This window comes from Psychrobacter sp. Sarcosine-02u-2 (genome assembly GCF_002836335.1).
Classification (GTDB): domain Bacteria; phylum Pseudomonadota; class Gammaproteobacteria; order Pseudomonadales; family Moraxellaceae; genus Psychrobacter; species Psychrobacter faecalis.
The window spans coordinates 1-12,817 of the sequence record NZ_PJBX01000132.1 but is presented as its reverse complement, the minus strand read 5'-3'; the positions used below and the strand labels follow the sequence as shown (position 1 = coordinate 12,817).

General features: G+C 43.3%; 9 protein-coding genes and 1 riboswitch. All 9 genes read left to right on the top strand.

Annotated elements, in window-relative coordinates; translation table 11 throughout:
- Positions 1 to 168: 168 nt before the first annotated feature.
- Positions 169 to 2,319 (top strand): DNA primase, encoded by a 2,151-nt coding sequence (locus CXF58_RS04760; RefSeq protein WP_102076751.1) that lies wholly within the window; start codon positions 169 to 171, stop codon positions 2,317 to 2,319.
- 619 nt (positions 2,320 to 2,938) lie between these two features.
- A complete protein-coding gene (rpoD, locus tag CXF58_RS04755) occupies positions 2,939 to 4,858 on the top strand; it encodes an RNA polymerase sigma factor RpoD (RefSeq protein WP_102076750.1) in 1,920 nt (639 codons plus the stop codon).
- 264 nt (positions 4,859 to 5,122) lie between these two features.
- On the top strand, positions 5,123 to 6,370 hold the full coding sequence (locus CXF58_RS04750; RefSeq protein WP_102076749.1) for a multidrug effflux MFS transporter: 1,248 nt from the start codon (positions 5,123 to 5,125) through the stop codon (positions 6,368 to 6,370).
- Positions 6,357 to 6,947: a TetR/AcrR family transcriptional regulator gene (locus CXF58_RS14095; protein WP_102076748.1), complete on the top strand. Its 591-nt coding sequence runs from the start codon at positions 6,357 to 6,359 to the stop codon at positions 6,945 to 6,947. The genes CXF58_RS04750 and CXF58_RS14095 overlap by 14 nt, the downstream gene beginning before the upstream one ends.
- Before the next feature lie 125 nt (positions 6,948 to 7,072).
- A riboswitch (TPP riboswitch) is annotated at positions 7,073 to 7,191 on the top strand.
- A 123-nt stretch (positions 7,192 to 7,314) separates the two neighbouring features.
- Complete coding sequence (gene tenA, locus CXF58_RS04740; RefSeq protein ID WP_102076747.1) at positions 7,315 to 7,962, top strand: thiaminase II; 648 nt, start codon at positions 7,315 to 7,317, stop codon at positions 7,960 to 7,962.
- A gap of 86 nt (positions 7,963 to 8,048) precedes the next feature.
- Complete coding sequence (locus tag CXF58_RS04735; protein ID WP_102076746.1) at positions 8,049 to 8,747, top strand: class I SAM-dependent DNA methyltransferase; 699 nt, start codon at positions 8,049 to 8,051, stop codon at positions 8,745 to 8,747.
- A 191-nt stretch (positions 8,748 to 8,938) separates the two neighbouring features.
- Positions 8,939 to 9,280, top strand: coding sequence for a YbeD family protein (locus CXF58_RS04730; protein ID WP_323807198.1), 342 nt, complete (start codon positions 8,939 to 8,941; stop codon positions 9,278 to 9,280).
- 535 nt (positions 9,281 to 9,815) lie between these two features.
- Positions 9,816 to 12,092 carry a class 1a ribonucleoside-diphosphate reductase subunit alpha gene (gene nrdA / locus CXF58_RS04725; protein WP_102076744.1) on the top strand — a complete coding sequence of 759 codons (2,277 nt, stop codon included), beginning with the start codon at positions 9,816 to 9,818 and terminating at the stop codon, positions 12,090 to 12,092.
- Between the two features lie 112 nt (positions 12,093 to 12,204).
- Positions 12,205 to 12,817 (top strand): SLATT domain-containing protein (locus tag CXF58_RS04720; protein WP_102076743.1); only part of this gene is annotated, 613 nt, incomplete at its 3' end.

Genomic DNA, 12,817 nt, shown 5'->3' with positions numbered 1-12,817 from the left:
CGGCTCGCGTCTATTTTAGACGCTTAGTACCTATCATCAAAAATAAGGTCAACGTTCTGTTGGCCTTATTTTTCTGTTTTTACTTCTTATAATTTTTATCTACTGTCAGTTTTTTGTAGCTGATTGTCGATGCTTAATATAATCGTCCTATGGTAAACTGTTTTTTGTATGAGCATTCCTAACCATATTCTCGAACAATTAAATAGCCAAGCTGACTTAATCAGTATCATTGGGCGTCATACCACGCTCAAACGTGCGGGTAGTGAGTACAAAGGCTGCTGCCCGTTTCATGGCGAAAAATCGCCGTCTTTTTATGTCAATCCACAAAAAAACATCTACCACTGCTTTGGCTGTAGCGTTGGTGGTAATGCCATCAGTTTTTTACGTGACTATGAAAACTTAACCTTTATCGAAGCGGTTAATGAGCTGTCTAAACAAACGGGCATCGAAGTGCCAAAAGAAGAGCAGCAAAACGTCAGCTATCAGCGCGCGCCCGTTAAACCAAAAGCTAAGCCGGTAACCAAGCCAAGACTCGCTATTCAGCCAGCAACATCAGCACCAATATCGGCAGAAGAAACGCACATGCTAGCTGCTGATATGCAGCCGCCAACTTATAATGATAATTATGAAAATTATCCGCCATTAGACGCGTATGATTCGATGCCTTATACAGCCGATGACTACGATACTCATTATCAAGGTGCTAACGATCAAGACGATAATAGTTATCCGCCTGCATGGTTGACCAGTGGTGGTAGTGCTGCTGATACTACTGCTCTTTATGATGAAACTAGCGTCTCTGATAAAGACGGCAACCTTTACGAGTTATTAGAGCAAATCCAGCAGTTTTATCAGCATAATCTCACTATCCATCCGCATGCTAAGCATTACTTTTTATCGCGCGGTATTACTGAAGACATTTTTGAGGCTTTTGGTCTCGGCTATGCGCCCTTTGGTTGGCAGCATCTTGAGCATCAATTCCCGCAAGATATCGAGGGACTTAAAGCTTTAGGCTTGGTACGAAAGTCAGAATCAGGGCGCGATTACGACCTACTGCGTGACAGAGTGATTTTCCCGATTCGCGATAACCAAGGTCGCACTATTGGTTTTGGCGGTCGCGCGCTCGATGACGAGGTAAAACCTAAATATATTAACTCCTCTGACTCGCCCGTTTTTCATAAGCAACACGTCCTATATGGCTACTATGAATCTCGCCAGCAGCGCGCCGATAAATGGTTAGTAGTCGAAGGCTATATGGATGTCATTGCCCTGTATCAAGCCGGTATTTATGGTGCGGTGGCGTCGATGGGTACGGCGATTAATGAGAGCCAAATATCACGGTTATTGACATTAAACCCTACCCTGACATTGAGTTTCGATGGTGATAGCGCGGGACAAAAAGCCGCTTGGCGCACGCTTGAAGTGGCGCTGCCTGTGCTTGGTGATGATAAAGAGCTGCGGTTTTTAACCTTACCAAATAATCATGACCCTGATACCTTTATCAAAAGTCAGGGCGCGGATGCCATGCGGGAGCAAATCGCCAATGCCATGCCGCTATCGCAATATATCTTTGCTTATTTGAGTGAGCGTTATGACTTAAGTCTGGTCGAAGGCAAAGCCAAGCTGATGTCACAAGTGCGTGCCTTGACCACTGCCCTGCCGAAAGGTAGCAGTTTTCGCTATCTGTTGAACAATGACATTTATCAAAAGCTTGGCGGCAGGCGCAATCAAAACAAAGACGCAAGAGATGCGCTGCTAGATTTCGATGGTGAGATGACCATCAGTCAGCAGCTGCAGCTGTGTTTTTTATTCCAGCCGCGCACCTTAATCGATGACCCTATCGAAGCCATTTGGCAGCAAGCAGGTATTCATGAGCTGCAGCTACCAGCCCATATTAAACAAAAAGCCTCGGCCGATATTCTGCGCCCGCTAGCATGGGAAGATTTGCAAGATAATGCCTTGCTCGATATCGTCAGCACCATTAAGCGCTGTCTTAATTATCTGCCAAAAGACGCCAATGCTGCGGCGCACTTTATTTTATCGAATGTCAAACCAAGCACGCAAGAAACGCTTAGCGGTGATTGGGGCGCTTTTTATAAAGCCCTTACTGCTCGTAATATTTTAAGTTTAGATGGCTTGGTCGAAGAGCTGGTCAGTCAACTTCTTGAGCGCCATATGAAGAAAAAAATTCAAGACTTGGTGAAAAACCCAGACAACATAAAACTGGCGATTGTCCGTAAGCAATCACAGTTATTAAACGATTGGCTACGCGAACAGCACGCGGAACGCTCAGCACAAATGGCGACAGTGAAATCTTAACAGCTAGGCGAAATTTTATTTATCATCGGTAGCCCTTTAAAAGCACAGCCATTGCCCCCACTATTAATGATTATGCCCAGTTGCATATTGAGCGCCAAAGCAAGCGCTGGTTAAAAAATGATAAAAACGTCATGGCTAAGAAATAATTATCAATACAGATAATAAATGCCTGCGAGATTCACTAGCTTGTGCTTGATGAGGCTGGTCTGTGTTAAACTGTGTCGCTGTATATTTCTAGCCCAATTTAATAGATAACAATACGCCCATATTATTGAGTAGCATTTTTGGTGCAAGCGCAATTTTATCGAACAACTTTTAAAGCGTTTTTTAGACTATTCACTTTAAATGCTTTTAGATTTTAAACCGCCATTTTAAACAAGTTTAAGTAACGGTATTTTTTTAGGTGAGCGTGTTTTGACGTATTTATGCAGGAACAATTTTTAGCGGTTTTTTAGTATTGTAATTGTCGTATTTTGAGCCTTTATTCATATCCACTCATTTTTGTTATTATTGACAACCTTTACGCCATATTTTGATGAATCGATTGATTATATCAACGCACCCGTAAGCGTTAGCGAGTCACAATATAAAAATGTCCGATACAAGCAAGCGAGTATTTATGAACGATAAGTCAGTTTCTAAGTCCACATCTCAACTGGCCACCTTAATCCAAATGGGTAAAGAGCAAGGGTATTTAACCTATGCCGAGGTGAATGACCAACTGCCCGACTCTATTACTGAAAGTGATCAGATTGAAGATATCGTGCAAATGCTAACGGACGTTGGCATTAAAATTTTTGAATCTGCGCCCGACGCTGATGACATCTTGATGAACGATGATTCAAGCGATGATGACATGGCAGCCGATGAGGCCGCAGCAGTATTGGCCTCGGTTGAGACCGAGCCGGGTCGCACCACTGACCCTGTGCGTATGTATATGCGTGAGATGGGTACGGTTGATCTTTTAACCCGCGAAGGCGAGATTGCCATTGCCAAGCGTATCGAAGAAGGTATTCGTGACGTACAGCATGCCATGGCTTACTGGCCGGGTACGGTACAGTTTGTCCTTGATGAGTACGAAAAAGTACAAGATGGCGAGAAAAAACTGTCCGACGTTATCACAGGATTTTTAGACCCTGAAACCGAAGAAGATAAGATCGCCGCGCAAGAAGCCAAAGATGCTGCTAAAGAAGAGCGCGAACGTATCAAAGAAGAAAAAGAAAATCCGCCCGTCATCAAAGCAAAAGCCAATGCCAAATTGGCGCTTGACGATGATGATGAAGACGAAGAAGAGGTTGAAGAAGAAGCCGAAGAAGAAACCGGCGGTATCGACCCAGAAGAAGTTCGTCTGCGTTTAGAAGAGATTGAGAACCTATTTATCAAAGCTAAGCAAGCCTTGCTTGATTATGGGCGTGGTAGCGTAGAAGCGGAAGCAGCTTATGCCCTGCTTGCTGAGCGCTTTATGATGCTCAAGCTCAATAATCGCTTGTCAGACCAAGTCATGGCAATCATGCATGATGTCTATGACGATGTGCGTAAGCATGAGCGTCAAATCATGCGTTTGGTGATTCGCCGTGGCCGTATGCCGCGTGACGAGTTCCGTAAGACTTTCCCAAGCAATGAAACCAACGTCGATTGGCTGATTGAACGTATTAAAGGTAAGCCTGCGTTTGCTGGCTCGCTAGAAAAAGTCGCCGACGATGTGATTTTATTGCAGCGCCGCATTCGTGACTACGAGCAGCAGCTCGATATGAAAATCCACGATATGAAAGACGTCGCTCGCCGTATGGCTGTCGGTGAAGCTAAAGCACGCCGCGCCAAAAAAGAAATGGTCGAAGCTAACTTACGTCTTGTTATCTCTATCGCTAAAAAATATACCAACCGTGGTCTGCAATTCTTGGACTTAATCCAAGAAGGTAACATCGGTCTGATGAAAGCGGTCGATAAATTTGAATATCGCCGTGGTTATAAGTTCTCAACTTATGCCACTTGGTGGATTCGTCAGGCAATCACCCGCTCTATCGCTGACCAAGCGCGCACCATTCGTATCCCTGTGCATATGATTGAGACTATTAATAAGATAAACCGTGTCTCTCGTCAGTTGCTACAAGAAATGGGACGTGAGCCGACGCCTGAGGAATTGGGCGAACGCTTAGAGATGGACGAAGTCAAAGTCCGCAAAGTGCTCAAAATTGCCAAAGAGCCTATCTCAATGGAAACGCCTATCGGTGATGATGAAGATTCGCACCTAGGTGATTTCATCGAAGATGGTACCATTTCAAGCCCAGTTGACGATGCGACGGCGGCTGGTCTACAAGAAGCCACGCGTGATGTCTTGAGCAATCTGACTGAGCGTGAAGCACGCGTCCTTAAAATGCGCTTTGGTATCGATATGCCAACCGATCACACGTTAGAGGAAGTCGGTAAGCAGTTTGATGTCACGCGTGAGCGTATCCGTCAGATCGAAGCAAAAGCTTTGCGTAAATTGCGTCATCCATCACGTTCTGAGCATCTGCGCTCGTTCTTAGAAAATGACTAATTTATCTAGACATGCTTCATTGTCTGAAAGCTTCTTAAAATTACATCAAAAAAGCTGAGCATGTCTCAGCTTTTTTGTGCCTGTTATTTAATGGTAGTTAGTAGTTAATTATTAGCTTTTATCTATTGAATATTAAGCCGCTATAGCATTACATAAGCAATTGACTCATAAAAAAATTGCCTTTATTTAAAATAGCGAGTACAACTACCTACCGTTCGGTAGTTACATAAAGTTAAATAGGTAAATAGTTAGTAGTGCACTCTTATGATTAAACAAACCAATGTAAAACACATCAGTATCAAAACCATCATCTCTCTTGCCATCATTGTGGCGCTTGGCCCTGCAGCGATTGACATGTATTTAGCCTCAATGCCAAACATGGCAACAGACCTCAATACCTCCTACGCCACCACACAAATCACCTTGACCGTCTTTCTTATCTTTATGGGTTTAGGACAACTGGTCTTTGGTCCCGTATCTGACGCCATCGGGCGCATCGCACCATTATTTGCAGGCTTACTGGCATATATTGGCGCTTCCGTATGGGCGATGTGGTCAAAAAGTATTGAAAGCCTAATCTTTGCCCGTATCTTACAAGGTCTTGGCGCCTCTATGGCTATCGTGGTGGTAATGAGCATGGTACGTGATCTCGTCGATGGACCAAAAGCAGCACAGATTTATGCTGTACTAAATACCATTGTGGCATTAGGTCCAATCGTCGCGCCAGCAATCGGTGGTATCGTCGGTGCGCATTATGGTTGGCGCGGCGTCATGTTTATTTTGGCGGCGTTAGGTATGATTGTGCTGATTAATACGCTGTTGAATATCAAAGAAACTTTGCCAAAAGACAAGCGCATTCAATTAAATATAAAAAATATCACCAGCATTTATATCGCTATATTAAAAAACAAAACCTTTGTCTTTAATCTATTTGCGCTATCTGCGGTGTATTTCTTTTTGTTTGCCTACATTGGTGGTTCTGCTTATGTCTATCAAACCGACTATGGTCTTAGCCTAGAGCAATTTGGTTTTGTCTTTGGCTTGACCAGTATCAGTCTAATTTTAGGGGCATCTTCCACCGCTTATTTGGTCAAAAAAATATCAGCGTCACATTTGGCCTTAATCGGTGCCGGTGTCATGATGCTCGGTAGTGCCGTCTGCATCGTCGCTTATCTGCTATCGATGGGTTTGGTCGGTATTGTCACTGGTATTGCCTTGGGATTATTTGGTCTTGGCGTATTGGAGGCGACATTGATGGCAATTGCAATGGACTCGCAGCGCAGCGCTTTGGGCTCAAGCGCGGCTTTATTGGGCGCCATTCCTATGTTACTCTCATCTACTGCCACACCCATCGCGGGACAATTGGTCGAAATAAACACTTTATATTGGTTAATCTTGCTAGGTGTTATGGGGCCCATTATTTTGGCATTGGTTTATTTTAGTTCTAGAAGTTTAAAACCTGATAGCACTGTCGCCACAACATCATTAGAGGAGGCCTATGCAAAGTCATAAACCACGCTCAAGCGCTAAGCAACGTATTATTGATGCCGCGTTTGAGCCTTTTTTTATGCACGGCTATGAGGGCGCATCACTCAGTGATATTGCCAAGGCTGTGGGCATCCGCAAAGCCTCTCTCTATACGCATTTTGCCAGTAAAAAAGCGATATACTTAGAATTACTACAAGATGCGCTCGAGTCAGAATGTGCATTTATTAAGTCATGCTTTGCGACGACTAGTGAATTCCCTGCTCCCGGTGAAGCGTATTGCCGAGCGTTTGAAGTACGTTATAAAAGCGCAATTACCCTACGGTTTTTAATTCGCATGGCCTATGCCGCACCTGTGCATTTGACCAATACCAGTGCAGCGACTTTTAACGTTTATATTAAGGTGTTGACTGAGCAAATACAGCTGGCTCTGAAGCCTTATGAGCTTGATGCTGAGCAGCTAGCGCTTTATACCGACGCCTATTTAGGCGTTATCGATAGCTTAAGTGTGGAGCTGCTATATGCAGAAGGCTTATATGAGCGCCGTTTTAAAGCCATGCTGATGCTCTACCACACTGCCATTGAACAGCTTACTAAAAAATAACTTTTTAAATATAGGTGACTTTTATATATGGTTGTTTGAGCATCGCTTGCTAATGATGACTGGTCTCGCCTATCATAGGGACGCTTGGTCATCTTATAACCATAAAGACCAACATTTAAATCATAAAAACCTTGTCGGGGTGCTTTGATTTTTGATGATTTAATTACCATCAAAATCATGGCTGAGAGAGTCCCGCGAACCTGATGCAGTTAGCACTGACGTAGGAAACAAGCGTGTCGATATATAAGTCACAATTACTTTATATTTTGCCAATCTAGTTACCCTAGACTGGCAAATTTATTGTGCCTTATTATCTCTTGTTTTCTGCCATTTGCTTGCTCGCGCTTTATAACAGTAAGTAAAAACTATGGATTATCAAACCCTACGCCACCATTGCCCCACATGGGACGATTACATTCAGCATGACTTTGTAAAGCAGCTGACCGCTGGCACGCTCGCCCCTGATAGCTTTCGCCACTACCTTGTGCAAGACTATTTATACTTAATTCACTATACCCGCGTCATGGCGCTCAGTATTTATAAAAGCGACACGCTGGCACAAATGCGCATCGGTCAAGCAGGTATCAATGCCATGCTCGATATGGAAATTGCTATGTATTTGGATTTCTGTCATCAGTGGAATATCCCACTTGAACAAGTAGAAAACGCCCCTGAGTCTGCCGTGACCATCGCCTATAGTCGCTATATATTAGACGCAGCAATGTCAGGCTCGCTAGCTGAACTGTATGCTGCCATTGCGCCTTGCTTGATGGGTTATGGGGAAATTGGCAAGTCTATAAAAGAACAAGGATTTATCGCTGATAATCCGTATCAGCCATGGATTGACGTGTTTTCCAGTGAGGAGTTTCAAGTAATTACCGCACAAAACGAAGCACAGATTAATACACTATTAGCCGATGCCAGCCCTGCTCAAGCAGACAAGTTCCAACGCTTATTTAATACCGCCGCACGTATGGAAGTGAATTTTTGGCAGCAGGCGTTAGATTTGTCTTAATTTATAATCAATCTGGCTTAGTTCTAAAAAAGCCCTCTACAATCAAAAATAATGATCAATAATAACGATCCACAAGGAGAAACATCATGGCAGCATTCGATGAACACGCAAGCGCGTATGACAGCTGGTTTTTTGACAATCAAAACTTGCTCACCAGCGAGCTAAAACTGGTTGCTCATTTCTTGGATAAAGACAGCGAGATATTGTCTATCGGCTGCGGTAGTGGACTGTTTGAGTCTCTACTGGCAAAAGACTATGACATTCATATCAAACATGGTATCGAGCCTTCAAAAGACATGGCAGCAGTCGCAGAAAAGCGCGGTATGCAAGTCGATATCAGCCCAGCCGAAACCTGCGAGATTGAACCCAATAAGTTCGATATTATTATGTTTAACGGCAGTGTCAGCTATATCAGCGATTTAGATATCTGTATCAAAAAAGCCTTTGACGCTCTAAAAACGGGCGGCAAACTTATTCTGATTGATGTACCAAAAGAAAGTGGCTTTGCCAGCTTATATAACCTTGCCAGCGCGGTAGATACGTGGGAGCATCCACTACTTGCGCACATCTCGCCTGCTGATCCTTATCCTATCGAGCTGGTTAAATCAGCTAACTGGCGTACCTCTGATGAAAAAATCGCCTTAATGCAAGCCAATGGTTTCGTTGATTTCGAATATGCGCAGACTTTATTGACCCATCCTATGTATGCCAATGACAAAGTCCAAGAGGTCAGCGAAGGCTATGATCGCGGCGACTACGTGGCAATTTGTGGTTATAAAAAATAACGGTTTTAATGTGCGTTATCGCTGGCTGACACTTGAATAATACGCCGAACGCCCTTATAAATGGTGCATAAAGCGCTTATCATATTTCAATAAAAAATAAGGACCACATCATGACTGATGATCCAAAAGACACTACTACTCCAAACACTGACAACTCGAGCACCGAAAGTCAAGGCAGCAATGCTAGTCCAATGCCAAAAAGAGAAGTTAAAGTGACAGAATTGGTCGCTAATGACGGTATCTTAAAAGGCAAAAAAACTGACGTGCAAAACCCTGAGCTGTGGCAGTTTCCAATGAACTATCCAATGAGCATCATCGGTCATGAAGGTGAGCACGAAAGCTTGCTTAATGAAGTGAAGCTTATCTTGGGTAGCCAATTCCCTGAGTTTGATTTGGCCTCTATGGAAGTCAAACCCTCAAAAACTGGACGCTTCCATTCGGTACGTGCCAATTTATACTTAACCACCGTTGAGCAAGTGAACACGCTTTATGCGGCGCTTGATAATGCAAAAACCGTACGTATGGTGGTTTAAAGTCAGTTTTGTTAATTTTATAAAATCCAGCCCGTTTTTCATCCGAATCGTCACTCATATGGGTGGCGATTTTTTATTGTCTGCGGTACAATCTCCACCCGAAATATAACTGCTATTTAGACAATTGGCACTTATAAATTTAGCCAACAATAAAAAGTAAATCCGCGCCATTTTTTACAAAACTTTTATTATTTTTCTTATCGGCGTCTAACCCTTATCCCATCGTCCTTTGCCAAAATTCGGACATGCTTTACCCTCGCATCAACATAGTTTGCCCTTAAAATCAATATAGCATTTTCAAAATTTTCCCGCTATATTGTGTCCACCTGCTAACAAATACGCTATATGTAGTGCTCAGTGATTTAAACCGTCACTATGAGCCAGGGCATCGTTTTGCCTAAAAAAACCTACCATAACAGGATGTTATAGCGTCTGAAAGATAGCGTGACAAAGCATGTCTGCCAGATTTAACCGCGCAGCAGCCTATAAAGCAACATTATAAGTAACTACCTAGCAATCAACTTACGAGGTCAGCATGACACATATCGATAATATCAAAGTAACCAAACGTGATGGACGTTTAGAGCCCATTGATTTAGACAAGATTCATAAGGTTATCGAGTGGGCAGCTCATGATTTAGATAATGTGTCGGTATCACAAGTTGAGCTAAAGTCGCATATTCAGTTTTATGACGGTATCAGAACGCGTGATATTCACGAAACCATCATCAAGTCAGCCGCCGATCTTATCTCTGAAAGCACACCTGACTATCAGTATTTGGCGGCGCGTTTGGCCATCTTCCATTTACGTAAAATTGCTTATAATAAATTCACCCCGCCGCATCTGTATGACCATGTCAAAACGTTGACCGATGCCGGTAAATACGACGAGCATATCTTAGCCGACTATAGCCGCGCAGAATTTGATGAATTAGAAGCATACCTCGACCACTGGCGCGATATGAATTTGGCTTATGCTGCCGTTGAGCAAATGGCGGGCAAATACCTCGTGCAAGACCGCGTGACCAAGACCGTTTATGAGAGTCCGCAGTTCTTATATATGCTCGTTGGCATGTGTTTGTTTGCCAATTATGACAAGGGCGAGCGCTTAAGCTATGTCAAACGCTTTTATGATGCGACCTCACAATTTAAAATCTCTTTACCAACGCCCATCATGTCAGGTGTACGTACGCCGTCGCGCCAGTTTAGCTCGTGCGTCCTAATCGAATGTGGTGATAGCCTAGACTCTATCAACGCCACCACCAGTGCCATCGTCCGTTATGTGTCGCAGCGCGCTGGTATCGGCATCAACGCTGGTCGTATCCGCGCCCTTGGTAGCCCTATCCGTGGCGGTGAAGCGCAGCATACTGGCTGTATTCCATTCTACAAACTGTTCCAAACGGCTGTGAAATGCTGCTCACAAGGTGGGGTGCGTGGCGGTGCGGCGACGTTATTTTATCCATTATGGCATTTAGAAGTTGAGTCATTATTGGTACTGAAAAACAACCGCGGCGTCGAGGACAACCGTGTCCGTCATATGGATTACGGCGTCCAGTTAAATAAAACCATGTATACCCGTTTGATTAAAGGTCAAGATATCTCGCTGTTTTCTCCGTCTGATGTCCCAGGCTTGTATGATGCATTTTTTGAAGATCAAGACAAATTTGAAGCGCTCTATACCAAATACGAGAATGACCCTAATATTCGTAGCCGTCAAATTCCAGCGACAGAATTGTTTAGTCTGATGATGCAAGAGCGCGCCAGCACTGGTCGTATCTATATCCAAAACGTCGACCATTGCAACACCCATAGCCCATTTGACGCCACAGTTGCACCGATTCGCCAGTCAAACCTATGTATGGAAATCGCCCTACCGACTAAGCCACTTGATAATATCAATGACGAAACTGGTGAGATTGCCCTTTGTACGCTATCAGCGGTTAACCTAGGTAAAGTTGAAAACGTTAGCGATATCGAAGAGCCAGCCGAACTAATCGTCCGCGCCCTTGATGCCCTACTCGACTATCAAGACTATCCAGTCAAAGCCGCTGAAAATGGTAGTATGCGTCGCCGTACCCTAGGTGTTGGCGTGATTAACTATGCGTATTACTTAGCGAAAAATGGCGTACGCTATTCAGACGGCAGCGCGCATGGTCTAACCCATCAAACCTTTGAAGCGCTACAGTATTACCTCTTAAAAGCCTCGAACAAACTGGCCAAAGAGCAAGGCGCATGTCCGGCCTTTAATGAGACCACCTACTCGCAAGGTATCTTGCCGATTGATACCTATAAGAAAGACTTGGATCAAATCTGCCAAGAGCCGCTACATCTCGATTGGGAAACGCTACGTACTGAAATCACCACTCACGGTCTGCGCAACTCTACCCTAACCGCCTTGATGCCGTCTGAAACTTCTAGCCAGATTGCTAATGCTACTAACGGTATTGAGCCACCACGCGGTCTGGTGTCTATCAAAGCCTCAAAAGATGGCATCTTAAAGCAAGTCGTGCCTGAGATTGCTACCCTAAAAGATCAGTACGAGCTACTATGGCAAATGCCGAACAATGACGGTTACCTAAAGCTGGTCGCTATCATGCAAAAATTCGTCGATCAAAGTATCTCTGCCAATACCAACTACGATCCTGTTCGTTATGAAGGTGGCCGTGTACCGATGAAAATATTGCTAAAAGACTTGCTAAACGCGTATAAGCTTGGCGTGAAGACGTTGTACTACCATAATACGCGTGATGGTGCGAACGATGCGCAAGCGGATATGGAAGATGATTGTGCTGGCGGGGCATGTAAGATATAGAATTTTTAAGGTATAGAATGGGCGTAGGTAATGTAGCAATCAAACCTACGTCCACCTATACGAACAGGGGAATATAATATGGAAGTTATCCCTTTAAAAATGAGTAATACCAATGACAAAAGAACAATTACTATATCAGATAGCAAATGTTGGTTACTTAACTAGTTATGGTCGTGATAAATCATACTCAACTGTTGATATAACAAGCAAAACCTCGTCACGATTAGCCTTTATTGGAGCTTTAATAAGCATACTTGCTGTAGTTTATCCAATTATCAGTAAAACACAATTTATAGTTTTCACACTTATTGCGTTCAGTGTTTTGGGTATATATATAAGTAAGTACACAGATCATGATAAGTATATTAGTTCAGCAAAGGAACTAGAAAACATAGAACGAGAATTACAGCTTCTATATTACGAAGTCAAAAATCAAAGTGATGATGCAAACCTGGAAATATTCATTGAAAAACTGAAGAGTCTAGATAGAAAACAAAAAGACAATTGTATTGATAGACAAATTTTCGGAAGTGACCTATATGCTCATCAGAAAACCTTTTGGAATAAAAAAATTAATTCGAAATGGTTTGTTGATGAGCTTAAATTAAAATTAACAGATAAATTACCTTTATCTTTTTTTCTATGTGTTTTTGCTTTTTTAAGCATAGTATTTTTAGGGTTCATTACATTCTTCTTAGCGTATCATCTTGTAGAAAGTGGTTATG

Coding starts and splice junctions, on each gene's coding strand:
- CXF58_RS14095 (WP_102076748.1), top strand. CDS start 6,357: ATGCAAAGTCATAAACCACGCTCAAGCGCTAAGCAACGTATTATTGAT.
- rpoD (WP_102076750.1), top strand. CDS start 2,939: ATGAACGATAAGTCAGTTTCTAAGTCCACATCTCAACTGGCCACCTTA.
- CXF58_RS04735 (WP_102076746.1), top strand. CDS start 8,049: ATGGCAGCATTCGATGAACACGCAAGCGCGTATGACAGCTGGTTTTTT.
- tenA (WP_102076747.1), top strand. CDS start 7,315: ATGGATTATCAAACCCTACGCCACCATTGCCCCACATGGGACGATTAC.
- CXF58_RS04760 (WP_102076751.1), top strand. CDS start 169: ATGAGCATTCCTAACCATATTCTCGAACAATTAAATAGCCAAGCTGAC.
- CXF58_RS04730 (WP_323807198.1), top strand. CDS start 8,939: ATGCCAAAAAGAGAAGTTAAAGTGACAGAATTGGTCGCTAATGACGGT.
- CXF58_RS04750 (WP_102076749.1), top strand. CDS start 5,123: ATGATTAAACAAACCAATGTAAAACACATCAGTATCAAAACCATCATC.
- nrdA (WP_102076744.1), top strand. CDS start 9,816: ATGACACATATCGATAATATCAAAGTAACCAAACGTGATGGACGTTTA.